At 64.3% G+C, this 25,044-nt stretch carries 25 protein-coding genes; 13 read left to right on the forward strand and 12 right to left on the reverse strand.

Features of this window, described 5'->3' with window-relative positions:
* Positions 1–267: a flagellar biosynthesis protein FliQ gene (gene fliQ, locus NKJ90_RS00400; RefSeq protein WP_023761707.1), complete on the forward strand. Its 267-nt coding sequence runs from the start codon at positions 1–3 to the stop codon at positions 265–267.
* A gap of 271 nt (positions 268–538) precedes the next feature.
* Entirely contained in the window at positions 539–2,182 is a 1,644-nt protein-coding gene (locus NKJ90_RS00405; protein WP_023761708.1) for an MFS transporter, read from the forward strand.
* A 42-nt stretch (positions 2,183–2,224) separates the two neighbouring features.
* Here the strand turns inward: NKJ90_RS00405 and NKJ90_RS00410 are convergent, their stop codons facing one another.
* Positions 2,225–4,006, reverse strand: a complete 1,782-nt coding sequence (locus NKJ90_RS00410) for a chloride channel protein (protein ID WP_023761709.1) — start codon at positions 4,004–4,006, stop codon at positions 2,225–2,227.
* Between the two features lie 112 nt (positions 4,007–4,118).
* A complete protein-coding gene (locus NKJ90_RS00415; protein ID WP_023761710.1) occupies positions 4,119–4,418 on the reverse strand; it encodes a putative quinol monooxygenase in 300 nt (99 codons plus the stop codon).
* Between the two features lie 145 nt (positions 4,419–4,563).
* On the opposite strand from NKJ90_RS00415, the gene flhA reads away from it, so the two are divergent.
* The 3 genes from flhA to NKJ90_RS00430 are packed head-to-tail and all read left to right on the forward strand — an operon-like array spanning position 4,564 to position 7,789.
* Positions 4,564–6,651 carry a flagellar biosynthesis protein FlhA gene (gene flhA, locus NKJ90_RS00420; RefSeq protein WP_031260872.1) on the forward strand — a complete coding sequence of 696 codons (2,088 nt, stop codon included), beginning with the start codon at positions 4,564–4,566 and terminating at the stop codon, positions 6,649–6,651.
* The gene (gene fliR, locus NKJ90_RS00425; protein WP_023761712.1) at positions 6,648–7,400 is read left to right on the forward strand and encodes a flagellar biosynthetic protein FliR; all 753 of its coding nucleotides are present in this window, start codon (positions 6,648–6,650) and stop codon (positions 7,398–7,400) included. Before flhA ends, fliR begins: the two co-directional genes overlap by 4 nt.
* A gap of 2 nt (positions 7,401–7,402) precedes the next feature.
* Positions 7,403–7,789: a hypothetical protein gene (locus NKJ90_RS00430; RefSeq protein WP_031260873.1), complete on the forward strand. Its 387-nt coding sequence runs from the start codon at positions 7,403–7,405 to the stop codon at positions 7,787–7,789.
* Between the two features lie 97 nt (positions 7,790–7,886).
* On the opposite strand, the gene atzF is transcribed toward NKJ90_RS00430, so the two are convergent.
* The 8 genes from atzF to NKJ90_RS00470 are packed head-to-tail and all read right to left on the reverse strand — an operon-like array spanning position 7,887 to position 16,157.
* Positions 7,887–9,692, reverse strand: coding sequence for an allophanate hydrolase (gene atzF / locus NKJ90_RS00435; RefSeq protein WP_352485509.1), 1,806 nt, complete (start codon positions 9,690–9,692; stop codon positions 7,887–7,889).
* Positions 9,689–10,039: a cupin domain-containing protein gene (locus NKJ90_RS00440; RefSeq protein WP_023759784.1), complete on the reverse strand. Its 351-nt coding sequence runs from the start codon at positions 10,037–10,039 to the stop codon at positions 9,689–9,691. The genes atzF and NKJ90_RS00440 overlap by 4 nt, the downstream gene beginning before the upstream one ends.
* Positions 10,032–10,700 (reverse strand): cysteine hydrolase family protein, encoded by a 669-nt coding sequence (locus NKJ90_RS00445; RefSeq protein ID WP_023759783.1) that lies wholly within the window; start codon positions 10,698–10,700, stop codon positions 10,032–10,034. The genes NKJ90_RS00440 and NKJ90_RS00445 overlap by 8 nt, the downstream gene beginning before the upstream one ends.
* Positions 10,700–12,232, reverse strand: a complete 1,533-nt coding sequence (locus tag NKJ90_RS00450; protein ID WP_031260329.1) for an ABC transporter ATP-binding protein — start codon at positions 12,230–12,232, stop codon at positions 10,700–10,702. Before NKJ90_RS00450 ends, NKJ90_RS00445 begins: the two co-directional genes overlap by 1 nt.
* A gap of 10 nt (positions 12,233–12,242) precedes the next feature.
* The gene (gene biuH, locus NKJ90_RS00455; protein ID WP_023759781.1) at positions 12,243–12,944 is read right to left on the reverse strand and encodes a biuret amidohydrolase; all 702 of its coding nucleotides are present in this window, start codon (positions 12,942–12,944) and stop codon (positions 12,243–12,245) included.
* A 16-nt stretch (positions 12,945–12,960) separates the two neighbouring features.
* Positions 12,961–13,887 carry an ABC transporter permease gene (locus NKJ90_RS00460; RefSeq protein WP_023759780.1) on the reverse strand — a complete coding sequence of 309 codons (927 nt, stop codon included), beginning with the start codon at positions 13,885–13,887 and terminating at the stop codon, positions 12,961–12,963.
* Positions 13,887–14,984: an ABC transporter permease gene (locus NKJ90_RS00465; protein ID WP_050589536.1), complete on the reverse strand. Its 1,098-nt coding sequence runs from the start codon at positions 14,982–14,984 to the stop codon at positions 13,887–13,889. The genes NKJ90_RS00460 and NKJ90_RS00465 overlap by 1 nt, the downstream gene beginning before the upstream one ends.
* A 45-nt stretch (positions 14,985–15,029) precedes the next feature.
* Positions 15,030–16,157, reverse strand: a complete 1,128-nt coding sequence (locus NKJ90_RS00470) for a BMP family ABC transporter substrate-binding protein (RefSeq protein WP_023759778.1) — start codon at positions 16,155–16,157, stop codon at positions 15,030–15,032.
* Between the two features lie 289 nt (positions 16,158–16,446).
* On the opposite strand from NKJ90_RS00470, the gene NKJ90_RS00475 reads away from it, so the two are divergent.
* From NKJ90_RS00475 to NKJ90_RS00500, 6 genes are all read left to right on the forward strand, one after another.
* Complete coding sequence (locus tag NKJ90_RS00475) at positions 16,447–17,136, forward strand: GntR family transcriptional regulator (protein ID WP_031260325.1); 690 nt, start codon at positions 16,447–16,449, stop codon at positions 17,134–17,136.
* Positions 17,137–17,203: 67 nt separating this feature from the next.
* Complete coding sequence (locus NKJ90_RS00480; protein ID WP_031260324.1) at positions 17,204–17,815, forward strand: rod-binding protein; 612 nt, start codon at positions 17,204–17,206, stop codon at positions 17,813–17,815.
* Between the two features lie 94 nt (positions 17,816–17,909).
* On the forward strand, positions 17,910–18,335 hold the full coding sequence (locus tag NKJ90_RS00485) for a hypothetical protein (RefSeq protein WP_023759775.1): 426 nt from the start codon (positions 17,910–17,912) through the stop codon (positions 18,333–18,335).
* Between the two features lie 85 nt (positions 18,336–18,420).
* A complete protein-coding gene (locus NKJ90_RS00490) occupies positions 18,421–18,936 on the forward strand; it encodes a hypothetical protein (RefSeq protein WP_023759774.1) in 516 nt (171 codons plus the stop codon).
* A gap of 198 nt (positions 18,937–19,134) precedes the next feature.
* On the forward strand, positions 19,135–19,419 hold the full coding sequence (locus NKJ90_RS00495; protein WP_023759773.1) for an SCP2 sterol-binding domain-containing protein: 285 nt from the start codon (positions 19,135–19,137) through the stop codon (positions 19,417–19,419).
* 306 nt (positions 19,420–19,725) lie between these two features.
* Entirely contained in the window at positions 19,726–20,568 is an 843-nt protein-coding gene (locus NKJ90_RS00500; protein WP_245266645.1) for a hypothetical protein, read from the forward strand.
* Here the strand turns inward: NKJ90_RS00500 and NKJ90_RS00505 are convergent.
* Positions 20,533–21,105 carry a GNAT family N-acetyltransferase gene (locus NKJ90_RS00505; protein WP_023759771.1) on the reverse strand — a complete coding sequence of 191 codons (573 nt, stop codon included), beginning with the start codon at positions 21,103–21,105 and terminating at the stop codon, positions 20,533–20,535. The two genes, NKJ90_RS00500 and NKJ90_RS00505, sit on opposite strands and share 36 nt — an antisense overlap.
* Before the next feature lie 94 nt (positions 21,106–21,199).
* The gene (gene odc2 / locus NKJ90_RS00510; protein ID WP_023759770.1) at positions 21,200–22,333 is read right to left on the reverse strand and encodes an ornithine/lysine decarboxylase; all 1,134 of its coding nucleotides are present in this window, start codon (positions 22,331–22,333) and stop codon (positions 21,200–21,202) included.
* A 540-nt stretch (positions 22,334–22,873) separates the two neighbouring features.
* Here odc2 and NKJ90_RS00515 point away from each other — a divergent pair.
* Both NKJ90_RS00515 and NKJ90_RS00520 read left to right on the forward strand, forming a co-directional pair.
* Positions 22,874–24,070 (forward strand): amidase, encoded by a 1,197-nt coding sequence (locus NKJ90_RS00515; protein WP_023759769.1) that lies wholly within the window; start codon positions 22,874–22,876, stop codon positions 24,068–24,070.
* A 2-nt stretch (positions 24,071–24,072) separates the two neighbouring features.
* Positions 24,073–24,972 carry a LysR family transcriptional regulator gene (locus NKJ90_RS00520; protein ID WP_023759768.1) on the forward strand — a complete coding sequence of 300 codons (900 nt, stop codon included), beginning with the start codon at positions 24,073–24,075 and terminating at the stop codon, positions 24,970–24,972.
* Positions 24,973–25,044 lie beyond the last annotated feature (72 nt).

The raw sequence follows: 25,044 nt of genomic DNA on the forward strand, positions 1-25,044 counted from the left end.
ATGAACGAGGCCGACGCTCTCGATATCGTCCAGTACGCGGTGTGGACGGTGCTCACCGCGTCCGCCCCGGTGGTGCTTGTCGCCATGGTGGTCGGCATCGGCATCGCCCTCATCCAGGCGCTGACGCAGGTCCAGGAAATCACCTTGACCTTCGTGCCGAAGATCGTCGCCATCATGCTGGTGGTGGCGCTGACCGGCCCTTTCATCGGCAGCCAGATATCAGCCTTCACCAACGTCATCTTCGAGCGAATCCAGAACGGCTTCTGAGCGGCAGCTATCCGACTGTGTTGGAACGAGTGCCAAGGCTTGCAGACGGCTGCGGCTAGATTGTCCTTTGCATTCGGGCAGGTCGCTTGCAGACCCGATGCATCTCCTCAGGTCTGGCGGCAGATAGGGCGTGGACCTCCTCTATCCCATTGTTGGACCATGGGCTTTTTCGAAAGACATTCGCCCTTTGCGGCGCCATGCCCTACTTTCGGCAAACGGCCTGAGCAAACGGATCGTCTGACGAATCGGCACGACATGGCAGGAACCACCGATGATTGACGAAAAGCCGGACAACGAGAGCGTCTCGGCACTGGCGCCCTTCCGGCACGGCATTTTCCGCGCCGTCTGGGGTGCAAGTCTCGTCTCCAATTTCGGCGGCCTGATCCAGGGCGTCGGCGCCGCCTGGATGATGACCACGATTGCCACCTCCCCCTATCAGGTGGCCCTGGTCCAGGCTTCGACCACCTTGCCGATCATGCTGTTTGCGCTCGTCGCCGGCGCCATTGCCGACAGTTTCGACCGGCGCAAAGTGATGCTGATCGCCCAGACCTTCATGCTGGTGGTCTCGGTGTTCCTGACCCTGTTCACCTATTCCGGCCTGATCACGCCGTGGACGCTGCTTGCCTTTACTTTCCTGATCGACAGCGGCACCGCGCTCAACAGCCCGTCATGGCAGGCCTCCGTCGGCGACATCGTGCCCCGTAACAAGGTGCCGGCCGCCGTCGCGCTCAATTCGATGGGCTTCAATCTTACCCGCAGCGTCGGCCCGGCGATCGGCGGCATCATCGTCGCCGCTGCCGGCGCGGCGGCCGCGTTTGCGGCAAACGCGGTGAGCTATATCGGCCTGATCGTCGTCCTGGCGCGCTGGAAGCCGGACGTGCCGGTATCGACCTTGCCGCGCGAGTCACTGGGTGCCGCCATGGGCGCCGGCCTGCGCTATGTCGCCATGTCGCCCAACATTGGCAAGGTGCTGGTCAGGGGAGCTGCTTTCGGCTTCAGCGCCGGCGCCGTGCTGGCACTGCTGCCGCTGGTGGCGCGCGATGTCGTCAACGGCGACGCCCTGACCTACGGCATCATGCTTGGCGCTTTCGGCATCGGCGCCGTCGGCGGCGCCTTGATCAGCGTCAGGCTGCGGCAATTGCTGTCCAGCGAGACGATGGTGCGCTGTGCTTTCGCCGGCTTCGCCGTCTGCGCCTTCAACGCCGCCTTCAGCCACCATGCCTGGCAGACCTCACTCGGCCTGCTCGTCGGTGGTGCTTGCTGGGTGATCGCGCTGTCGCATTTCAATGTCACGGTACAGATGGCCACCCCGCGCTGGGTGGTCGGCCGGGTGCTGTCGGTCTATCAGACCGCGACCTTCGGCGGCATCGCGCTCGGCAGCTGGATCTGGGGCGTCGTCGCCGATGCCCATGGCGCCGAAACCGCGCTTATCGCGGCCAGCATGGCCATGCTGGCCGGCGGCGCCATCGGTCTGCTCTTGCCGCTGCCACAACAGCAGGTGCTTAACCTCGATCCACTCAACCGCTTCAGGGAACCGCACCTGGCGCTTGACCTCAAGCCGCGCAGCGGGCCGATCGCCATCATGATCGAATACGTCATCCGCGAACAGGACGTACCCGAGTTCCTCGCCACCATGGCCGAACGTCGCCGTATCCGCCGCCGTGACGGCGCCCGCAACTGGACACTGGCGCGCGACCTCGAAAATCCGTCGATCTGGATCGAGCACTACCATACGCCGACCTGGATCGAATATGTGCGCCACAATGGACGCATCACCCATGCCGACGCCGTCATCGGCGAGCGCGTGCGGGCGCTGCACAGCGGCGACGAGCCGCCGCGCGTGCGGCGCATGATCGAGCGCCCGACGACCGCCGGCACGGCTCTCGTGATGGCCAAGGGACCGATCGAGCATTAGGCTTAGCAACCGCGCTTGGCCTCCTGGATTCCCTGGGTTACGCTACCCCTCGCCCGACAGGTCCCTGCGCGCCTTGTCGAGTTCCTCGGCGTAGCGCCGCATCAAATGGCCTTCGGTCAGCAGCCCCAGCACGATGTGGTCGGTGAAATCCTTGACCACGGCGAGTTCTTCGGCGCCAGCGCGCTGGAAGGTTTCGGCAGCGGCCTGCACGTTCATGCTGGGCACCAGAACCGCGTCCTTGTACTTGGCAAGATCGCGCACCGCGACCTCGCCGTCGGATAGATCGCTGTGCAGTTCGGCCACGATCAGCATGCCGACATAGTGGTCGCCCGCATCGACGGCGATGACGCGCTGGGCCGAGCCGAGCGGCACTTGCCTGCGGAAGGCTGCCAGCGTGGTCGAGGCAGAGATGGTCTTGATATCCTTGCGCATCATCGAGCCGACGGTGAGGCTGCGCATCCAGCCAACGTCGTGGGCGCTGCGGATGGTCTCGCCGCGCAGGTGGAAGCGCCAAGTCGAGAACGAGTAGCCGAAGGTTTCCCGAACCAGGATCGCCGACATGAGCGAGGCCGCCAGCACGACGCCGGTCAGCGTCAGGTCGCGGGTCGATTCCAGCGCCAGGAAGGTCATCGTCAGCGGTCCGCCGACGACGCCGACGGCGAGCGACGTCATGCCGACGACGGCGGCGACGGCAGGGTCGATGCCGGTTGCCGGGGAGACGACGACCATCACATCCGCAAACGCCTTGCCGAGCAGCGCGCCGAGGAACAACGAGGCAAAGAACAATCCGCCGCGAAAGCCCGATCCCAGCGAGATCGCCGATGCCGCCAGCTTGAGCACGAAGACGCTGGCCACCACGGCCAGTCCGTAATTCATCGAGAATTCGCGATGCAGCGCGCCATGGCCGCTGGACAGGACCTGCGGCGTGATCAACCCCAACAAGCCGACGACGACGCCGCCGATGACGGGGCGCAGCGACGCATCGATCGACAAATTGGCAAAACCGCGCTCGATCAGCGTCACCAGATGCATGATGGCGATCGCCACGGCCCCGCCCAGCAGACCAAGCAGCAGGAACGGCAGGTACTGGCTGGCGGTGAGCGACGGCAGGCCCGAAAGCTCAAGCGGAAACGGCGCTCCGCCGAACATTTCGGCGGTCAGCGAGGCTGAGATCGCCGCTGTCATGACAGGCGCGACATTGGCGACCGAATAGATGCCGATAATCAGTTCGAAGCCATAAAAGGCGCCGGTCAGCGGCGCATCGAAGGCGGCCGCTATGGCACCGGCCGCACCACAGCCAACCAGGATGCGGACATCGTTGCGGCGCAGCCTGAAGAAGTGCGCCAGCCGTGACGCCAGGCCGGACCCGACCTGCGTGTAGCCGGCTTCCAGCCCGACCGAGGCGCCAAAACCGCTGGAGATCATCGTCTGGCCGGCGATGATGAAGGTGTCGGTCAGCGACATGCGTCCGCCATAGAGCGCGTTGGCTTCGATCGGGTCGATCGGGGCGCGGAATTTCCGGATTCTGAGCCAGATCACCGTTAGGCCGAGCAGGATGCCGCCGATCGCCGGTACCAGCGCCTGCGCCGGATTGGTGAGCGAGAACATGCCTGAAAGCCGACCACCGGGCTGGACGCCGAACAACAGCCCGTGCAGGTCCTGCACGATCTGGCTCATCGCCGTGACCAGTAGGCCCGCCATCACGCCGACGGCGCCGGCCAGGATGACCACCGCTATGCCGCGCGCCTCGAGCAGCGGCACCGATCGGATCAGCACCGCGCGCAGCCGGCGGGCGTAGACTTCGCTGTGGTTTCTGGAAAGCACCGGGGCGGCTCGCCGACATCACAAAAGGCAGTGGAAAGGCCGCCTGATACGCCCGGCGACAAGGCATGGCAACCACAATGGCGACAGACGAGGCGCCATTGTGGCAAACCGATCAGGTCGGCGTGGGCTCGCCGGCTTCATAGAGCACGAGGTTGCGCTCGCCGATGCCAAGTGCCGGCCAGCTGGCACGCCAGTCCGCAAGGTGCGGCGAGGCGAAATGCGCGTCCAGCGCCGCCCGGTCGCTCCAGGCTTCCGCGACCCGGATGAGCCCGGCATCGAGCACATCCCGCGCGTAGGAATATTGGACACAGCCGGCCTCGGCACGGCTGGCCAAAACCATGCGCTCCATGGCGGGTTTGGCTTCCTCCAATTTGTTTGGCGGCAAGCGGATGGTGCCGATGATCAGAAGCATGGGTTTTCCCTTCTTTGCCAAGCCGGCCCGCACGCCACCCGCGCATGCTCGTTCGAACTAGCCAGTCTCCCGCCCTCGCGCAAGCTTGGCGGGCTACCTTCACCAGGCTGTCGCGCGCTCGGCAGTCTATGGTTTTGGGGACGACATGGCGATCAGCGAAAGCATCCAGCCCGGCGCGGTAGCCAAGAACGGCCGCGACGTCTTCTTCGCCATCGGCATCGTCATCATCCTGGCCGTGCTGTTCCTGCCGATCCCGGCCTTTCTCATCGACATCGGCCTCGCTTTCTCGATCGCGCTTTCGGTACTGATCCTGATGGTGGCGCTGTGGATCCAGCGGCCGCTCGATTTCTCGTCATTCCCGACCGTGCTGCTCATCGCCACCATGCTCAGGCTATCGCTCAACATCGCCACCACGCGCATGATCCTGTCGCACGGCAATGAGGGCACGCACGCGGCCGGCTATGTCATCGCCGGTTTCTCCAAGCTGGTGATGGCCAGCGACTTCGTCATCGGCCTCATCGTCTTCATGATCCTGATCGTGGTGAACTTCATCGTCATCACCAAGGGTGCCACCCGTATCGCCGAAGTCGGCGCCCGCTTCACCCTCGATGCCATTCCCGGCAAGCAGATGTCGATCGATGCCGATCTCTCCGCCGGCATGATCGACGACAAGACGGCGCAGCTACGCCGCCGCGAGCTGGAAGAGGAATCCTCCTTCTTCGGCTCGATGGACGGCGCCTCGAAATTCGTCCGCGGCGATGCCATCGCCGGCCTGATCATCACTGCCATCAATATCGTCGGCGGCATTGCCATTGGCTACATCAGGCACGGCATGGGCATGGGCGAAGCCGCCGACGTGTTCATCAAGCTGTCTGTCGGCGACGGCCTCGTAACCCAGATCCCGGCGCTCATCGTCTCGCTCGCCGCCGGCCTGCTCGTCTCCAAGGGCGGCACCCGCGGCTCGACCAACCAGGCGGTGTTCGGCCAGCTCGGCGCCCATCCGCGCGCCCTCTACGTCGCCGCATCGCTGCTGGTGCTGCTCGGTCTGATGCCTGGCCTGCCGGTGTTCCCGTTCTTTGCGCTCGCCGCCGGCATGGCCGGCCTCGGCTACGTCATCCCGATGCGCCACAACCGCGCCCTCGCCGAAGCTGAAGCGATCAAGGACCAGGAGAAGGCGACCAAGGTCGAGGAGGAGAAGAACTCGGTCAAGGCCTCGCTCGCCACCGCCGAGATCGAGCTGCTGATCGGCAAGCAGCTGTCGACGAGGCTGCTGACGTCGCATCAGGAACTGGTTTTCCGCATGGCCAAGATGCGCAAGAAATTCGCCACTCAATACGGCTTTGTCGTGCCGGAGGTGCGCGTCGCCGACGATTTCGCCATCCCGCCGAAGAGCTACCAGATCAAGGTGCATGGCACCGTGGTGGCCGAATACCAGATGCGTGTCGGCGAGATCATGGTGCTGCTCGGCAACCGCGACATGCCCGAAATACCCGGCGAGGAAATTCGCGAGCCGGCCTTCGGCATGCGGGCCTACTCCGTGCTCGAAACCTTCTCTGAAGACCTTAAGCGCGAGAACTACACCTTCGCCGACAACATGTCGGTGCTGCTCACCCATCTCTCGGAGGTCATCCGCAACAACCTGCCGCAGCTACTGTCCTACAAGGACATGAAGGCGCTGCTCGAACGGCAGGACCAGGAATACCGCAAGCTCGCCGACGAGATCTGCACCACGCACATCTCCTATCCAGGCCTGCAGGCGGTGCTGAAGCTGCTGCTCGCCGAGCGGGTCTCGATCCGCAACCTGCATCTGATCATCGAGGCGATCGCCGAGATCGCACCGCATGTGCGACGCACCGAGCAGATCGTCGAACATGTCCGCATCCGCATGGCCCAGCAGATCTGTGGCGACCTCTCCGAGGGCGGCGTTTTGAAGGTGCTGCGCCTCGGCAACCGCTGGGACCTCGCCTTCCACCAGAGCCTCAAGCGCGACGCCAAGGGCGAGGTGCGTGAGTTCGACATCGACCCGCGCCAGTTGGAAGAGTTCGGCCAGGACGCGACCAAGGCGATCAAGAAATATCTGGAAGCCGGCGAACGTTTCGTGCTGGTCACCGCGCCCGATGCCCGTCCCTATGTGCGCATGATCATCGAGCGGCTGTTCACCACGCTGCCGGTGCTCAGCCATGTCGAAATCGCCAAGGGCGTCGAAATCAGGGTGCTCGGAACCATATCGTGAGCGTGCTCTCGCAAGGCGTCGTCATCGCGGCGTTCCTCGCCTTCTGCCGTATCGGCGCCTGCTTCATGCTGATGCCGGGCCTGTCCAGTGCCCGCATTCCGGTCCAGGTCAGGCTGTTCGTGGCGGTCGCCGCCACCGGCGGCCTGCTCGCTTTCCTCTGGGACAAGATCTTTCCCTTCGTCGACCCGCGCCCGCAAATCCTGGTGCCGATGATCATCTCGGAACTGCTGGTCGGCGGCCTGATCGGCGCGATGACCAGGCTTTACATGGAAGCCCTGCGCTTCATGGGCTCGGCCATCGCCATGCTGATCGGTTATGGCGGCACCGGCGGACCGGCGATCGAGGAGCCCGAACCCCAGGCGGCGCTTGCCGCCATCATCTCTTTTTCGGCGCTGCTGATGCTGTTCGTCTTCGATTTCGACCACGAGATCGTGCGCGCGCTGGTATCCTCCTACACGGTCGCGCCGGTCAACATCTTCTTCAACCCGCAGGCCGCACTGGTCGATGTCACCGACACGGTCTCGGACACCTTCTTCCTGGTCATCCGCCTCGGCAGCCCGTTCGTCGCCTATGCCATTCTCGTCAATCTGACGATCGGCTTCGTCAACAAGCTGACCCCGCAGATCCCGATCTATTTCATCTCCCAGCCGTTCATCATCGCCGGCGGCATGATCATCTTCTACTTCGCCATCGGCACAATGCTGTCGCTGTTCGTCGATGGTTTTGTCGACCTGACGCTGGCGAGATGACCATGACCACGCGCAAGGACCGTCTCAGGAAACTGGTCAAGGTGCAGGAGCAGTTGAAGGCGCTGCACGAAACCCGTCACGCCACCTTCATCGCCGCGGCCAGTAATGCCGAGACCGAAGCCCGCGATCTGGTCGGGCATTTCGACCAGGCCGATTCCCTCTCCGGCCTGTTTCCCGATCTCTATCACCGTCGCATCGCCCAAGCCGTCGTCCGCCAGGAGGCGAACCTGACAAGCGCCAAGCAAGAAGCCAGCCTCATCGCCGCCGCAACCGCGCGCACCAACATGGTCGAACGCGCCTACAAGGAGGTGCGCAACCGCGACGAGCGTGAACGCTCCGACCGCGAGCGGCTGGACCTGATTGCGCAGAAGCGGGGACATGAGAAGTAGTTGGCATCCGCTACCCGCTTGCGCAAACCAACGAAGCCGAGCCCGAATTTAGGGTTCATTCGAAGTGACGGGCCTTTTGGACCAGAGGTCAGTTTGATCAGCCATATTTTTGGTCGCGGTTGGTAAAATTGCGCCAACCACCATAGGCGGAGATATCGGACGCGTCCGCTAGGCCGGCGGTTTCTACGAGAAACCCCTTGGCCGCGCTGCCATCCTCGAGTTCGATCGTTCCTACACCGAGCGGTGCCGGAATGGCGGCGACGAAACGGCCGAAGGCCTCCGGTCCAAGCCGCCAGACCTCGACATCGATCGGCGTGCCGCCATCTGCAACGCGGATCAGGCCGGGTTTCGGCACCGACTGCCCGGCCAGCGCATAGAGCTTGTAGGCGGCGGCGGTTCTGGTGGCGCGCAGGAATTGCGCGCAGAGCTGATTGAGCTGGCCGTTGAGTGGCATGCCCGACAGATGCGCGCCGACCACCACCAGATCGATCATGCCGTCGCAGGGCGGCACGGCGGCCGGCTGCGGGCCGGGCTGGGGCCAGCCCGTTGCGCCGAGCGAAGCGCCGCTCGCCGCATGCAGGTCGCGGGCGAGCGCCGCTGTCAGCGCATCGCGGCCTGCCGGCGCCAGCAAGGTCACGCTCATCGGCAGCCCGTCGTCGCGCGTGCCTGTCGGTACGGCGATGCCGCACATGTCGAGCAAGTTGACGAAATTGGTGTAGGTGCCGAGGCGGGTGTTGGTCTCGATCGGATCGGCGAGCACAGCGGCGGTTGTGTAATGCGTCGGCGCGGTCGGCACACAGAACAAGTCGACAGAGGCGATGACGGGAGCGAGCTTTGCCCTGTGGGCCTGCAAGGCATAGAGACCGCGGAAAGCGTCCGCCGCCGTAAGCTTGCGCGCGCCGCCGATGATCTTGCGCGTCACCGGATGCAGGGCCGCTTCGTTGGCCTCCATGAAATCGCGGATCGCTGCATAGCGCTCGGCCACCCAAGCGCCCTCGTAGAGAAGGTTGGCGGTGGCGTAAAAATCGCCGAAGGGGATTTCCACCAGCCGGCAGCCGAGCCGCGACAGCGTGGCAAGCGAGGCCTCGAAGCCGGCTTGCATTGCCGCATCGCCGAAGAATTTCAGGTCGGCCTTTGCCGGGATGCCGACGCTCAGCACGGGCGGGCGTACGGCGAGCGGCTGGACAGCGATGTCGCGCGAATATGGATCTGCGGCGTCGCGCGCCGCCGCCACCGAGAACACCCGATAGGCGTCGTCGACGGTCAATGCGAACACCGACACGCAGTCGAGCGTGCGGCAGGCCGGCACGACGCCGGCGGCCGACAGCGCGCCGACCGTCGGCTTCAGCCCGACTATATTGTTGAGGCCGGCGGGGATGCGGCCGGAGCCGGCGGTGTCGGTGCCGAGCGCAAACGAGACGATGCCGCGCGCCGTCGCCACCGCCGACCCGGACGAGGAGCCGCCCGGCACCAGCTCGGCGTCGATGGCGTTGCGCGGGATCGGCCATGGCGTGCGCACGCCGACAAGGCCGGTGGCGAACTGGTCGAGATTGGTTTTGCCGACGACCAGCGCGCCGGCCGCCCTCAGCCGCGCCACCACGGTGGCGTCCCTGTCGGGCCAGTAGGTGTATTCGGCGCAGGCCGCCGTCGTCGGCATGCCGGCGACGTCGATATTGTCCTTGACGGCGAAGGGGACGCCCCAGAGTGGCTGGGCCACCGGGTCGAACGAGCAGAGGGCGGCGGCGGCCGCCAGCAGCGCGGCCTTGTCGGCCAGATGGATGAAGATGCCGGGATCGTCGGCGGCCCTCAGGCGGGCGTACACCGTCTCGATGACTTCGTCTATGCCAATGCCTGCCCGATAGGCGGCGTGCAGGCTGCTTATGTCGAAGCGCAGGTCGCTCATTTGGCCTCCCCCAGAATGATCACCGGCAGGTCCCACTGGATCAGCACGACGCAGCCGTCTTTCGTCCACACCGAATGCTCTGTGCCGACCGGATTGAGCACCACGCTGCCGGTGGCATAGTCGCCATTCTCGTCACTCTGCGTTCCCTCCAGCACGACGATGGTTTCCAGCCCGACATGGCGATGACGCGGCACGCCGGCGCCGGGCCGGTAGCTGAGGACGGCGACCGACGGCTCCACCGGCCCGCCCTTCAGCAGCCAGTGCACACTGATTCCATCTCGGAAAGGCTCGAACGCCAGATCGCGCCAGCCGCCGTCGAGCAGGCCGGCAAAGGCAAGATTAGGCATTGGCAATTCCCTTGAGTACCTGATCGGTGGTCGCTGTCCAGCCGACGATGGCGCCCTGCGCCCTGATCATGGCGATCGCCGCGGCCTTGAACTCGGGGAAATAGCTTTCCGTCGCGTCCTCGGCGAGCAGGCACTCATAGCCACGGTCGTTGGCCTCGCGCATCGTCGTCTGCACGCAAACCTCGGTGGTGACGCCGGCAAAGACCAGCTGCCCTGCGCCAAGCCTCTTAAGATCTTCGTTAAAGGAAGTGGCGTAGAATGCGCCCTTGCCGGGCTTCTTGATGACGATCTCGCCAGGCAGCGGCGCAAGCTCGTCGAGGATCGCCGTGCCCGGCTCGCCGACGATCAGCACGCGGCCCATCGGCCCTACATCGCCGATGCGGATTGTGGGATTGCCGCGATTGCGCTTGGCTGGCGGCAGATCCGAAAGGTCCGGACGATGGCACTCCATCGTGTGGATCACCGGCAGGCCGGCGGCGCGAAATCCCTCGATCAGCCGCTTCACCGTCGGCACGATCGCCACGACCCGGCTGACATCGTTGCCGAGGCTGGCGCCGAAGCCGCCGGGCTCGGCGAAATCGCGCTGCATGTCGATGACGACCAGCACCATGCTCTCACGCTTGAAGGCGAACGGAAACGGCTGCGCTGCGATTTCAGCCATCAATGATGTCCAGCCATATGCGCGCCGATCGTCTGCACGCTCGCCTGCGCGATCGGCGTCTCGTAGACCAGTGCGCCGTCCGACATGACCAGGATACGGTCGGAGAGTTCGAGCAGCTCGTCGAGGTCTTCCGACATCAAAAGCACGGCCGCACCCGCATTGCGCGCCTTCATGATGCGGGCGCGGATTTCGGCCACTGCCGAGAAGTCGAGGCCGAAGCACGGATTGGAGACGATCAGAAGGTCGACTTCGCCGGTGAGTTCGCGGGCGAGCACGGCGCGCTGCACATTGCCGCCCGACAGCGAGGCGATCGGCGAGGATAGCGAGGCGGTCTTGACCTTGAACTGCTCGACCAGGTGGGCACTGAAGGCCTTGATGGCACCGGCACTGATCCAACTCACCGGCTTGCCATTGCCGTCAATATCGAAGGTGCGGAAGGAGATGTTTTCGGCCACGGTCATCTTAGGCGCGCAGGCGTTCTTCAGCGGCTCCTCCGGAATGAGGCGGACGTTGAGCGCACGCGCCTCGGCGCGCGTCGCCGCATAGGCAGTGCCGCGCACCATCACTTCGCCGGCGTCGCGCGGGCGCTGCCCGGCCAGTACTTCGAGGAATTCCTTCTGGCCGTTGCCGGAAATACCGGCGATGCCGACGATCTCGCCGGAGCGCACGCCGAGGTCCTCGATCCGGATCGACTTCAGCCCGGTGCGATCAGGCGCCTTCAGCGCCTTGACCTTGAGTACGATCTCGGCGTCCGGCTTCGGCTCGGCGCGGCTGTCGAGCGCCGCGATCGGCTGGTCGCCGATCATCATCGCCGCCATCTGCCTGTGGTCGAGGTCGACGACGCGGCCGGTCCCGGTGAGCCTGCCCTTGCGCAGCACGCTGACGTCGTCGGCGAACGCCGTCACTTCGTGGAACTTGTGCGAGATCATCAGCACGGTGAGGTCGCCGGCCCTGGTCATGGCGCGCACGAGGCCGAGCACCTCCTGCGCCTCGGCGGGGGTGAGCACCGAAGTCGGCTCGTCCAACACCATGAAGGAGCGGCCGAGATAGAGCTGCTTGACGATCTCCAGCTTCTGCTTCTCGCCAGCGGCAAGCTCGGCCACCTTGACATCGAGGGGAAGCTTGAAAGGCATCCGGTCCATGAACACGGCAAGTTCGTCGCGCTCCTTGCGCCAGTCGATGATGGCAGGCACCTTTTCGCGCGAGATGACCAGGTTTTCCGCGCCGCTCAGCGACGGCACGAGGGTGAAATGCTGGTAGACCATGCCAAGGCCGAGCGCCGAGGCGTCCTGGGGGCTGGCGATTGCCACCTCGCGGCCGTCGACCAGCATCTCGCCGGAGGTCGGATGGTAGAAACCCATCATGCATTTGACCAGCGTCGACTTGCCGGCGCCGTTTTCCCCGAGCAGCGCATGGAATGATCCCGCCGGCACCTTGATCGAAACATCGCCCAGCGCCGTGAAGGCGCCGAAGCGCATGGTCATGCCGATGGTCTCGACACCGACGGCCTTGTGGCCGGTGATCTTGCTCATCCCGGGTTCCTCACGGCAGTTGGGCGACGAATGAGGCCGAGCTCGACACCGCGCCGAAGACGCCGCCCTGCATCTTGATCATCTTGATGGCGGCCAGATGGTTGCCGTAGTCGGTGGCGCCGCAGCAATCCTCCAGCATCACGCATTCGAAGCCGCGGTCGTTGGCCTCGCGCATGGTGGTATGGACGCAGACATCGGTCGTGATGCCGGTAAGCACGATGTTGTCGATGCCGCGCTGGTTGAGGATCAGCTCCAGGTCGGTGGCGCAGAAGGAGCCTTTGCCCGGCTTGTCAATGATCGGCTCGCCCTCGGCCGGATAGAGGTCCGGGATGATGTCCCAGCCCGGCTCGCCGCGCACCAGGATGCGCCCGCAGGGGCCGGGATCGCCGATGCCGGCATTGATGCGACGCGAGCGCCAGCGCTTGTTGGCCGGCAGGTCGGCGAGATCGGGCCGATGGCCTTCACGGGTGTGGATGACCGTGTAGCCCTTGGACCGCATCGCCGACAGCACCGACTTGATCGGCTCGATCGGCGCACGCACTAGCGACAGATCGTAGCCCATATGATCGACATAGCCGCCCGGCCCGCAGAAATCGGTCTGCATGTCGATGATCATCAGCGCCGTGTTGTCTGGACGAAGCTCGCCATTATAGGGCCATGGATAAGGATCGGCGTCGATATAGCGCTGGGTGATACCGGCTCTGGCGTTCATGGCAAAAACTCCGGTCTCATTTGGTGATCGACAGTTCGCCCGGAGCGCCGGCGAGCGAGCGGCTCGGCGACGAGGTGGCGATCATGATGACCAGGGTGAGGATGTAAGGTGCGGCGTAGAAGAGGTAATAGCCTTGCGTGACGCCGACCGACTGCAGCGCCGGCCCGAGCGCCCCGGCACCGCCGAACAGAAGTGCGGCGGCAAAGCAGCCGAGCGGGTTCCAGCGCGCGAAGATGACCAGCGCCACCGCCATCAGCCCTTGTCCAGACGAGATGCGCTCAGTCCAGCTGCCGGGATAATAGAGGGACAGATAGGCGCCGCCGATGCCGGCGAGCGCGCCGCCGACGCCGGTGGCGATCAGGCGCACGGTGTTGGGGTTGAGGCCCATGGCGCGCGCGGCATCGGAACTGTCGCCAACGACGCGCACGATGAGGCCGGCGCGGGTGTTGCGGAAGGCCCACCACAGGAACACCGCAAGAGCGGCGCCGATCAGGAACAGCACGTTGACGTCGAGGGCTGCCTGCACCTGCGGAATGTCGGACCATGCGCCCAAGGGGATGGCCGGCAGGTCGGGCGCCGAGGGCTGGATAAACGGCTTGCCGAAGAAGAAGGCGAGGCCCGAGCCGAACTGCATCAAGGCGATGCCGATGGCGATATCGTTAACCCGAGCGAATTTGCAGATCCAGCCGTGGAAGAGGCCGAAGCACAGGCCGGCGAAGGCCGCGGCGACGAGGCCGAGCCAGGGCGAGCCGGTTATAACGGCCACCGCATAGGCGGCCATGGCGCCGAACACCAGCGTGCCTTCCAACCCGAGGTTGATGCGGCCCGATCGCTCGGTGATGGCTTCGCCGAGCGAGACGAAGATGAAGGGCGTGGAGACGCGGATGGCGCCGCCGAGGATGGCGAGCGGCACGCCCCAGAGGCCGATCCCGCTGGCGTCCATCAGTTGCTCCTCTGCCACAGATCGGGGTTGAAGGCCTTGAAGCGGCCGTAGAAGGTCTCGCTGAACAGGATGACGATGAACAGCATGCCCTGCAGCACCAGCACGGTGGCATCAGGCAGGTCCATGCGGCGCTGGATCAGCCCGCCGGAGGCGTCGATCCCGCCGAGCAGGAAGGCGACCGGGATGATGGCCAGCGGATTGTGGCGGGCGAGGAAGGCGACGAGGATGCCGGTATAGCCGTAGCCGGCAGCAAGCGAGGCGTTGGCGCTGCCCTGCACCGCCGCGACCTCCAGCATGCCGGCAAGACCGGCGAAGCCGCCGGCCAACCCGGTGAAACCGACGATCAGCGAGCCGACGGCAAGCCCCTGCACCTGGGCGGCCCTGACATTGCCGCCGGCGATGCGGGCGGCGAAGCCCCAGCGGGTCTTTTCGATCAGCACCCAGGACACGACGCAGGCGACGACGCCAACGGCAAGGCCCCAATGCACCTCCATGCCCGGCATGTCGCCGATGCGGTAGATATCGGCCAACGGCTGGGTCGAGGGCTTGTTGAGCGACGCTGGGTCGCGCAGCGGCCCTTCGACCAGCTGGTTCATCAGGGCGATGGCGATATAGGCCATCAGCAGGCTCGAAATGGTCTCGTTGACGGCGCGGTAATGGCGGAGCGCGCCGACGGCACCTATCCAGATGCCGCCGGCGGCCATGCCCGCCACGCCCATGACGAGAATGACGATGAAGGAGGGGACGCCGTCGAGCGCCGTGCCTGCAGCCGCGGCGGCGACGCCGCCCAGCACGATGGCGCCCTCGCCGCCGATAACGACGAGGCCGAGCCGCGCCGGTAGCGCCACGCAGAGCGCCGCCAGCAACAGGGGTGCGGCGCGTGACAACGAGTTCTGCATCGAGAACCACGAGCCGAAGCCGCCACGCCACATCGTTTCATAGAGCTGGACCGGCGACTTGCCGACAGCCAGGATGAACAGGCTGAACAGGGCCATGCCGACGACCAGCGCGGCCAGCGGAATGACGAAGGCCTCGGCCCGCCGGGCCATCCATTCCAGCGCTGCCGGATGACTCCTGGCGCCGAACGTCACCGGCATGCCGACTTCTGTCACTATCTCGGCCATCGCCCCGCTCCCCTTCGATCAGGCGGTCGAGCCGACGACCCCGTCGACCAGATAGTCCATGCTTTCGAGTTCGATCGCGTTCTCGAGGAAGGCCTGGCCCGCAGTGGCTACAACAGCACCCTTGTTGCTGTTCAGTGGACCCTTGATGACGGCGAAGCCGCCCTTCATCATTTCGGCCAGCGTGGCGTCGAACTGCTTGCGCGCCGGCTCGCCGACGGCCGGGCCAAGCGGGCTCATCTTGACGAAGCCATCGGCCAGTCCGCCGCGGGTGAAATTGGGCAGCGGGTTGCCGGCGACGAGGTCGTCGACGAACATCTTGTAGACCTTTGCCCAATTCCATTCGGCACCAGTCAGGTATTTCTCGGGCGCCAGTGGGCTCTGGTTGGCGTGGTAGCCGCAGACGAAGGCGCCGCGGCCGGCGGCCGTCTCGACCACGACCTTGGGGCTGTCGACATGACAGGTGATGACATCGACGCCCTGGTCGACCAGTGCGTTGGTGGCCTCCGCCTCCTTGACCGCCAGGGACCATTCGCCGGTGAAGATCACCTGGCAGGTGATGGTCGGGTCGACGGAGCGCGCACCGAGCAGGAAGGAGTTGATGTTGAGCAGCACCTGCGGGATCGGCTTGGCGGCGACAAAGCCGAGCTTCTTGGTCTTCGTGGTGTGGCCGGCGACGACACCGTTCAGGTACTGGCCCACGCCGATATAGCCGAAATAGGATCCGGCATTCTTCGGATGCTTGTCCTTGTTCCACATGCCGCCGCAGTGGCGGAACTGCACGTCGGGGAATTTCGTGCACATGGCCAGCATATGCGGGTCGAAGTAGCCGAAGGAGGTCGGGAAGATCAGCGAGGCGCCGTCGAGGTTGATCATCGATTCCATCGTCTTCTGGACATCGACGGTCTCGGGCACGTTCTCCTCCTCGACAATGGAGAGGCCTTCGATACCCTTCAGCGACGCGGCCCCCTCGGCATGCGCCTGGTTATAGCCATAGTCGTCCTTCGGGCCGACATAGATGAAGCCGACAGTGGCCGAAGCGGCGAAGGCGCGGCCGATGGGAAAAGATGCCGACGCGAGCCCAAGTGCGGCTCCGGCAGCGGAGGTCTTGAGCAACTCGCGGCGGTTAAGCGTGAATTTCGCGGTCATAGTGAATGCTCCCCTGTAAGACCCTTTTCCGGGTCGGTTAACATGCCTTCGAGAAATTGCATGCAATCGCCGTGCCAGTTCCGACGACGAAATTTATCTTATAAAATCAGCATCTACATGAAACACACCTGCTCAGATCAAAGGCAATTGCATGCACTTTTTGCCTTGAAAATAGCCAGTTTGACAGGCAGATTAAAATAGAGGCATAAGCAGGGAATATCGATTCGACGGGCCGCTGAGCCGCCCAACGAGAAGACCAAACGGAGGAAACTTGTCGGGGAAGCGCAGCTTGATCAGGTCCGGTACGACCGTGGATCAGATGGTGAGGGCGATCGGCGACCGGATCGTCACCGGCTTCTTGCGCCCCGGCGAAAAGCTGGACGAGACCTCTCTCGCCGCGCGCTTCGACGTATCACGCACCCCGGTGCGAGAGGCGCTCGGCCAGCTGAGCGCCATGGGCCTGGTCGAAAGGCGGCCCAACCGCGGCGCCATCGTCGCCGTGGTGACGCAGGAGCATCTCGCCTCGATGTTCGAGAGCATGGCCGAACTGGAAGCGATCTGCGCGCGCTTCTCGGCCGAGCGCATGACCAGCAGCGAGCGCCGCGCACTCGAGGTCGAGCACCAGGCCTCGGCGCGGATGGTGCGTCTGGGCGCCGAGGAGGACTACGAGTACTTCAACACGGAGTTCCACAGCAGGCTTTATCGCGGCGCCCACAACGCACATATCTACGAAATGACCGTGATGACGCGCAGTCGGCTGGCGCCGTTCCGCCGAGCCCAGTTCATGCTGCCAGGCCGGCTCGCCAAATCCTGGCAGGAGCACGATGCCATCGTCACCGCGATCATGCGCGGTGACGGAGTTACTGCGGGAAACTCCGCCAAGGATCACGTTTCCATCGTCAGCAAGGCCAGTTCCGTCTTTGCGCTCGGCGAGCAGCCAAAGGGCACAAGTACGACAATGCCGGTTACCGCCGGTTGACGCCCACACGCCTTCATCTCGCTTTCCTCCCTTACGCCGCGCAAGCCTGCCACAAGCTTGTTGAGGCATGGTCTGGCTAAGGAAAACCGACAAAAGGCGGACTTTCTTGGCGATTTCTCCACCCAGCGACATCGTTATGGATGTGGCCCGAGCCGTCGACCCGACGGATATTGAAGCCGCCCGCGCCGCGCTTACAAAGCGAGCCGGTGGTGCTGCTGGCGCATTTTCGGTCGGTGACGCCGCTTCGGTGAATGCCGGCTCGATCCTGTCGCGCGCCACCGCCGACAAGGCCGCCGCTTCAACCGACCCCGCCAAGAAGTTCAAGAAGTTCGAGGCCATGGTGCTGCAGACCTTCATCCAGAACATGCTGCCCAAAGACACCGAAGGCGTCTACGGCAAGGGCCTGGCCGGCGACATGTGGAAATCGCAGCTTGCCGAGCGGGTGGCCGACGTCATGGCCGACCGCGGCGGCATCGGCATCGCCAAGTCGATGCTGGCCGACCACTATGTCGAAGGCAAGCGCATCGTGCCGGTCGGCCCGGTTTCGGGCGGGCCGGAAAAAACCGAGATCGATCAACAGAGCAGCCTGTCGACCTCGCTGGTCCACGAATTGCAGCGCAAGGCGGCGCGGTCAATCACCGGTGGCGAGACCACCATCAGGACAGACATCAAGATTTAAGGCATGCCCGGAAGCGGAACCAGTTTTGGAAAGTCACGCTGAACCAAGCAGATAGTGCGTATCCGAGTTCAATCTAACCAGACCGGGATTTCTCATGGCCGACTTTTCGGAATTCACCGCCAACCTGCCAGCACGCACGACCGTGTCGGAAGCGCCGATCCCGTTCGCGCGGCCTGGCAACCTCGCTGCCATCATCGGCCGCATCGAGGACGTGGTTGAGGAAGAGACGGCCGGCATTCGCAACGCCACCGATTATGATCTCAAGGCATCGAACGCCCGCAAGAGCCGCTACCTCTATGAACTGACCCGCGCCATGAAGGGCGGCAGCGAAGCCGAATTTCTCGAACAGCACCGCGAGGGCCTGACCCGGCTGCGCCATAAGCTGGCGAAGAACGAGGCGGCGATCCTGGCGCACCTCAGCGCGGTCAACGAGGTTGCCAACCTGCTGCGGCACGCCATCCAGCGCGCGGAAACCGACGGCACTTATTCGGCCGGCGAATTCGGCTGGGCAAAGGCATGATGCGGGACACAAGGAACGCATCGGCGACCCTGCTCATGCAGGAGGGCAGCGCCGCGTTGCCATCGCAAGTCAATGACGGGGCCCGATGATCAAGGTCATCGCGATCGCGGTCTGGATCTGCGCCGCGACGCTCGGCGCGGTGTTCTATTCGTTCCAGGCTGCGGGCGAAAAGGGCGTCGGCGAAACGCCGAAGCCGATGCTGGGCGGTCTCGACTACGTCAAGACGGATATCATTTCGGTGCCATTGATCCGCGATTCGCAGATCGGCGGCTATTTCCTGACAAAGCTCGTCTATACGGTCGAACCCGAGCAGATAAAGAAGCTGTCCATTCCGGCGGAAGCGCTGATCACCGACCAGGTCTATTCCTACCTCTATTCCAATCCTCAGATCGACTTCACCAACAAGGCGACGATCGATCTCGATGCCTTCCGCGCCGCGATCCGCGATACCGTCAACACGCGTGTGGGCGCCACTTTGGTGCATGAGGTTCTGATCGATCAGGTCAATTTCCTGTCGAAGGACGAAATCCGTGACAACTGGCTGCGTCGCAAGAAAAGCGAGACGGCCGCGGAAATGACCAAGGCTTTCAAGGAACACTGAGTTGCCCTGCCCACGGGTTCCGATCACATCGGGCCCCACCTGCCGCCAGCGCAGGAACCAGCCACCGGAATCCGCGTTGACGTAAACGTCAACCCAAAGCTATATGCGCCAGCGACCGTGATCGCGAAACCGCGGCATGGGCTTCGGCCGGATCGAAGCGCCGTTGCGAGACAGATGCAACCAGACAAGGAGAACAGCGTGAGCGTTCAGGAGATTGCCGAGAAGATCAAGTCGCGCGTGGCAAGCAGCGGGTTCGATCGTTCCGTGAAATTCGACACCGGCAGCGACGGCGTCATCGTCATCGACGGCGCGACAATTTCAACCACCGACGCGCCCGCCGATTGCACCATCAAGCTTTCGATCGACGACCTGGATTCGCTGATCGCTGGCGACCTGAACCCGACCATGGCCTTCATGACCGGCAAGATAAAGGTCGAAGGCGACATGACCGTCGCCATGGCCCTCAGCCAGTTGATCGGCTGAAGGTATATCTGTCGCAAGCCGCGCCGCGGCTTGCGACAGATATGCATAAGACGAAGCCGATCCGCGCCACTTCCGTCCGCAATTGCGTCATGAAAGGAAGACAGGGCGGCTCAGCGTTTTCCATGAACGATGAAGCGCTCCGGGTCACCATCCTCGAGACGGCATATTCGTTCCACAGGGTTCGGCAATCTTGGCACGAAACCTTCACGCGGCCGGGAACGGCAAGCCGCTCATACCTTTGATTGTGAAATCATCCATTTAGTCTGGCCTCGGCTCCAGAAAGGAGCAAAGCAGCGAGGTCCGGTAATGAATATCCACATCGTTCGAGCAATGGGGCGTGCGCTGCTTGTCGCTGCCCTGGTTTCGGTGACAGCGGCAGCGGCGGCTGACGAGCTTGTCCTGATTTCCTACGAGGCCACACCTTCCGTGGGCTTCGACCTGCCAAATCTGAAGACGGCCGGCTATGCCGATCGGGCTGCCTTTTCAGCGGAGGTGCTTGAGAAGATCGTGCCCAAGGTCGCCGCCGGCATAGGCGTCGATCCTGCGGTGCTTGAGACGGAAGTGACTCCGGGTGGCTACCTCCTCAAGACCAACGCCTCGCTGCAAACCGAGGCGGCGCTTGACGACGCAACCGCCGATCGCCTTGCGGCTGCCTTCGGCTACATTTTCCACCAGCATAGCGTGCTTGTATCGAGGCTGGACGACAACGGCGGGAGCACGGGTTTCGTTACCGTTCGCTTCCCGAAGGATACGCTCGACGCCGGCGTGGCACAGCGTTTCTTCGAAAAGGCCGATGCTGTGGAAAAAGGTCTGGGCGGCGGTTACACCGCCTTTGGTGACGAGCAGATATTTCTCAATGTGGTGGACGGCAGCGGCAAGCCCTACAGCGGCCTGGACAATGCTGCGTTTCTGGATGGTCTCAAGCGCACGGCAGCCTCGTTTGGATCGCCGACGCCCGAAGTCTCGGACTCCGGCACGGCAGCGGCCCGCTTCATCGGCAACGACTGGGACAAGGCTCCCAAGGGTGAGGATTACGCAGCCCGCCTGGGAGGCGCCGGCTCACCGACCGTGACCGGCCTGGATGCCGTCGCGACCGAGTATGCCGAACTGGTTTCAGCCAGCGCGTCGCGCTTCGGCTGGAACCGATAGCTTGCGCCCTGCCGCCCGCAGCGTGCCTTCGACGCCGTCCAGCGTGCCTTCCACCAATTCCAGGGCCAGCAGGCGGTGCCGCTCATAGGGGCCCGGCATGGCAAGCGAACCGGTCCTGGCGGCCGAGAATCCGAAGCGTGCGTAATAGGGCGCATCGCCGACCAGCAGGATCGCGGCATGGCCAAGACGCGCCGCCTCGGCGATGGCGTGGCGCATCAGCGCCGAGCCGATGCCGGCACTCTTGAGCGACGGATCGACGGCGAGCGGGCCAAGCAGCAGCGCTGCCGGGCCGCCCTCGCCCAACCGCACATCCCACAGCCGCACGGTGCCGGCGACGCCGCCCGCCGCATCCCGGGCAACGAAGGCCAGGCCTTCCGAAGGCCGCCGGCCACGCCGCAGCTTCTCCGACGATTTCTTCCGCCGCTTCGGCCCCATGGCCCGATCGAGCAACGCCTCGCGCGCCGCGACATCGGCAGCGGTTTCGGCGACCATCACAAAGGCCGGTGCGTGGCCCACGATTTCAACTGACATTTCCATTTCCGTCATCCCTGGCGAGCGGAGATTGTTCCACAGGCGAGCCCGGGTGGACGACAGACGCCACCTGGGATGATCTGATCGGTCTTTCGAACCGTCAGATCACGTAGGATCGGAGAGGCTCGAAGCCGTTGAAGGCGACCGCCGAGTAGGTGGTCGTGTAGGCACCGGTGCCTTCGATCAGCACCTCGTCGCCGATCGTCAGCGACAGCGGCAACGGGTACGGCGTCTTCTCGTACATCACGTCGGCCGAATCGCAGGTCGGGCCGGCGAGCACGCAAGGTGCGGTCTCCGTGCCGTCATGGCGGGTGACGAGGGGATAGCGGATAGCCTCATCCATCGTCTCGGCAAGGCCGCCGAACTTGCCGATGTCGAGGAATACCCAGCGCACATTGTCGTTGGCGGCCTTCTTCGAGATCAGGACGACTTCCGACTTGATGACGCCGGCGTTGCCGACCATGCCGCGGCCCGGCTCGATGATGGTTTCCGGGATGGCATTGCCGAAATGCTTGCGCAGCGCCGAGAATATCGCCTGGCCATAGGCCTGCGCTGCCGGCACGTCACGCAGATAACGCGTCGGGAAACCACCGCCCATGTTGACCATCTTCAAGACGATGCCTTCCTCGGCGAGCGTCGCGAACACCGCCTTGGCATCGGCCAGCGCGCGGTCCCAGGCGGTCAGGTCGGTCTGCTGCGAGCCGACATGGAACGACACGCCGTAGGCATCGAGGCCGAGCCCCTTGGCATGGCGCAGCACGTCGACGGCCATCGCAGGCACGCAGCCGAATTTGCGCGACAGCGGCCACTCGGCGCCCTCGCCATCGGTCAGCACGCGGCAGAACACGCGGGAACCTGGAGCGACACGGGCGATCTTCTCGACCTCTTCGACGCAGTCGACCGCGAACAGGCGGATGCCGAGCTGGTAGGCGCGTGCGATGTCACGTTCTTTCTTGATGGTGTTGCCGAAGGAGATGCGGTCCGCCGGCGCACCGGCGTCCATCGCCATCTCGACTTCGGCAACGGAAGCGGTGTCGAAAGACGAGCCCATCGCAGTAAGCAGGCGCAGGATCTCCGGCGCCGGGTTTGCTTTCACCGCATAGTAGATTTTCGAATCGGGCAGCGCCTTCTCGAAGGCTCGGAAATTGTCGCGCACGACATCGAGGTCGACGACGAGGCAAGGGCCGGTCGGACGTCGGGTGGCGAGGAAGTCAAGGATGCGCTGGGTGGCCATCGGGGTCTCTCCATCAGCGCCTTTCGGCGCGCAATAAGGCTGCGGGAAGCGGGCTGTTGGCCTCGCGAACACGCGGTGGACAAAGGCGGGACGGAAATCCATGGAACCAGCCGGTGGAGACCCCGGAACCATGAAACGCCGTCTCGCGGCGGTGAACCTTGGCCTTGCCCGGCCTCGGTTCGCTTTGTCTGCCTTGGCTTGGATGGGAAACCCGTCCGCACTGCCGGCAATGAAGGTGTGCCTCTTCAGTAACCCCGGTCTTTGGACAACCGGCAGAACACCAGAAAGGCCCGCACCGTCGTTGCTTCAAGGTGTCCTCGGGCTTGCGGTTGGCCGCTAGACCGACTGGAGGGGTTAGCTCCAGTTACCTTACCGATTTCCCTCACCATTCGAGGATCGGCGGACACCCACAGGCACGTGCGACTTTGGGCAAGCGCGATATAAGATTGAACGATTTCACAATCAATAAAAATCGTATTCCAGGTTGTAAAATTCCTGGCATCGAACAATGCTGCGCCAACCGTATCCGGATAGCGAACGATGACAGGCACGCACGGCCCTCTAAACGCCTTTCTCGACCTTTGCCAGATGCCGGTGGCGCATGCCGAAACTGGCCCTCTGGCCGGCCTGCGGCTGGCCGTCAAGGACATCTACGACGTCGCCGGCTACCGCACTGGCTGCGGCAACTTGCAGAAATTCGCAGACAGCCCCGCCGCCTCGCGCACGGCGCCGGCCGTGCAAGTGATTCTCGATGCCGGGGCGCGCTTCGTCGGCAAGACCCAGACCGACGAGCTTGCGTTCGCGCTGTTCGGCCAGAATGCGCATTTTTCGTTTCCGGTGAACCCGGCCGCGCCCGACCGTGTCACCGGCGGCTCGTCATCGGGATCGGCGGCGGCGGTGGCGGGCAGGCTTGCCGATATCGCCACCGGCTCCGACACCGGCGGCTCGATCCGCGCGCCGGCGAGTTTTTGCGGACTGATCGGGCTGCGCACCACGCATGGCCGCATTTCGCTCGATGGCACGATGAAGCTGGCCCCGAGCTTCGACACGTTCGGCTGGTTCGCCGACGACATCGAGACCTACGAGACCGTTGGCAGGCTGCTGCTCGGCCGCGACCCGCACCAGAACACGCTCAATCGGCCGCTGGCGCTGGACTGGCTGGATGGGATGGTCCACCACCCGGCGCTTGCCGAATATGCCCGAATGAAGGCACTGGCGAGTACGGTGTTCGGCGCGCCGGCGCCGGCAACGACGCGCTTCACCTCATCTCCCGATGAACTCTACTGGTGCTTTCGCCGGCTGCAGGCCAAGGAGGCTTGGGCGGTGCATGGCGAATGGATCACCAGCGGCGAGCGCGACCTCGGTCCGGGCGTCGAAGAGCGCTTCGGCTTCGGCCGTGCCGTCGATGACAAAACAGCCCAGGCCGAGAAGGTGCGCCGACTGACCTTTCGCGGCGAATTGAGCGCCCTACTGGGCAAGGATGGCTTCCTCATCCTGCCGACGGTGCCGGGCCCAGCTCCCTACGTGGACAGCACGCCGGAGCAGTTCCAGGCCTATCGCGAACGGGCGCTTCAACTTCTGTGCCTGGCCGGCCTGTCCGGTTTTCCACAGATCACCCTGCCCATCGGCTCGGTCGCCGGCGCCCCGTTCGGCCTGTCGCTGCTTGGCCCTTCCGGCAGCGACATTGCCCTGATACGGCTCGGCCGGAAACTTCTCGACGCCGCACGAAAGGCCTGACCATGGACACACTGACCCGCATGCGTGCCTTCATCGACGTGGTCGAGGCCGAGGGCTTTTCGGCGGCGGCACGCAAGATCGGCCGTTCCAAGGCCCTTTTGTCGAAATATGTGCGCGAACTGGAGGACGAACTCGGCGCGCTGCTGCTCAACCGCACCACGCGCCAGTTCTCCATGACCGAGGCCGGCCACACCTATTACCGGCGCGCCTCGGAGATCGTGCGCGAGGTCGACAGCCTGGCCGACGCCGTGCGCGAATCTTCCGGCGACGTGCGTGGCCGGATCAAGCTGTCGGCGCCGCGCACCTTCGCCGACGCGCCGGTCGGCCAGTCGCTGATCGATTTCGCCAAGCAGCATCCCGACATCGTGCTCGACGTCCAGCTCGACGACCGCTTCGTCGATTTGGTCGAGGAAGGCTTCGACCTCGCGGTGCGCATCTCGCGGCTCGAGAACTCGTCTCTGATCGCCAGGCGGCTGGCGCCATTTTCTATAAAGCTCTGTGCCTCTCCCGAACTGATCGCCAAGCATGGCATGCCGACGCGGCCGCAGGATCTTAGCCGCATGCCCTGTATCGTCGACACCAATGGTCGCGGATTGAGCAACTGGCCGTTCAAGGGCGACAATGGCGATCCGATGAGCGTTTCGGTGTCGGGTCCCATCGAGGTCAACAGCCCGATGACGGCGCGTGCGGCGACCGTGGCCGGGTTGGGGTTTTCCGTCCTGCCGGATTTTATCGCCGCGCCCGACCTCGAGAGCGGCCGGCTGGTGTCGGTGATGGATGACCGTATCCTGCCGGGCGGCGGAATATTCGCCGTCTACCCGCACCGCCGTTACCTACCCGCCAAGGTTCGCGTTTTCGTCGATTTCCTGGTGCAGTGGTTCAGGACGCGTGAAGCTGCCTGACCCATTCAGTCGAGTCCCGGTCCCAATTTCGCCCCCTTTCTGATAACTCTCGACATCACTCCGAGGCACATG

The sequence above is a fragment of the Mesorhizobium sp. M0051 genome, from assembly GCF_040323235.1.
GTDB lineage: Bacteria > Pseudomonadota > Alphaproteobacteria > Rhizobiales > Rhizobiaceae > Mesorhizobium.

Excerpts from the sequence above, each read along its gene's own strand:
- NKJ90_RS00465 (WP_050589536.1), bottom strand. The coding sequence starts at position 14,984 with ATGCCGGTGACGTTCGGCGCCAGGAGTCATCCGGCAGCGCTGGAATGG.
- fliQ (WP_023761707.1), top strand. The coding sequence starts at position 1 with ATGAACGAGGCCGACGCTCTCGATATCGTCCAGTACGCGGTGTGGACG.
- NKJ90_RS00415 (WP_023761710.1), bottom strand. The coding sequence starts at position 4,418 with ATGCTTCTGATCATCGGCACCATCCGCTTGCCGCCAAACAAATTGGAG.
- NKJ90_RS00405 (WP_023761708.1), top strand. The coding sequence starts at position 539 with ATGATTGACGAAAAGCCGGACAACGAGAGCGTCTCGGCACTGGCGCCC.
- NKJ90_RS00490 (WP_023759774.1), top strand. The coding sequence starts at position 18,421 with ATGATCAAGGTCATCGCGATCGCGGTCTGGATCTGCGCCGCGACGCTC.
- NKJ90_RS00470 (WP_023759778.1), bottom strand. The coding sequence starts at position 16,157 with ATGACCGCGAAATTCACGCTTAACCGCCGCGAGTTGCTCAAGACCTCC.
- NKJ90_RS00520 (WP_023759768.1), top strand. The coding sequence starts at position 24,073 with ATGGACACACTGACCCGCATGCGTGCCTTCATCGACGTGGTCGAGGCC.
- NKJ90_RS00450 (WP_031260329.1), bottom strand. The coding sequence starts at position 12,232 with ATGAGCAAGATCACCGGCCACAAGGCCGTCGGTGTCGAGACCATCGGC.
- flhA (WP_031260872.1), top strand. The coding sequence starts at position 4,564 with ATGGCGATCAGCGAAAGCATCCAGCCCGGCGCGGTAGCCAAGAACGGC.
- NKJ90_RS00515 (WP_023759769.1), top strand. The coding sequence starts at position 22,874 with ATGACAGGCACGCACGGCCCTCTAAACGCCTTTCTCGACCTTTGCCAG.
- NKJ90_RS00480 (WP_031260324.1), top strand. The coding sequence starts at position 17,204 with ATGGTCTGGCTAAGGAAAACCGACAAAAGGCGGACTTTCTTGGCGATT.
- odc2 (WP_023759770.1), bottom strand. The coding sequence starts at position 22,333 with ATGGCCACCCAGCGCATCCTTGACTTCCTCGCCACCCGACGTCCGACC.
- biuH (WP_023759781.1), bottom strand. The coding sequence starts at position 12,944 with ATGAACGCCAGAGCCGGTATCACCCAGCGCTATATCGACGCCGATCCT.
- NKJ90_RS00485 (WP_023759775.1), top strand. The coding sequence starts at position 17,910 with ATGGCCGACTTTTCGGAATTCACCGCCAACCTGCCAGCACGCACGACC.
- NKJ90_RS00440 (WP_023759784.1), bottom strand. The coding sequence starts at position 10,039 with ATGCCTAATCTTGCCTTTGCCGGCCTGCTCGACGGCGGCTGGCGCGAT.
- NKJ90_RS00430 (WP_031260873.1), top strand. The coding sequence starts at position 7,403 with ATGACCACGCGCAAGGACCGTCTCAGGAAACTGGTCAAGGTGCAGGAG.
- atzF (WP_352485509.1), bottom strand. The coding sequence starts at position 9,692 with ATGAGCGACCTGCGCTTCGACATAAGCAGCCTGCACGCCGCCTATCGG.
- NKJ90_RS00445 (WP_023759783.1), bottom strand. The coding sequence starts at position 10,700 with ATGGCTGAAATCGCAGCGCAGCCGTTTCCGTTCGCCTTCAAGCGTGAG.
- NKJ90_RS00505 (WP_023759771.1), bottom strand. The coding sequence starts at position 21,105 with ATGGAAATGTCAGTTGAAATCGTGGGCCACGCACCGGCCTTTGTGATG.
- NKJ90_RS00460 (WP_023759780.1), bottom strand. The coding sequence starts at position 13,887 with ATGGACGCCAGCGGGATCGGCCTCTGGGGCGTGCCGCTCGCCATCCTC.
- NKJ90_RS00500 (WP_245266645.1), top strand. The coding sequence starts at position 19,726 with ATGAATATCCACATCGTTCGAGCAATGGGGCGTGCGCTGCTTGTCGCT.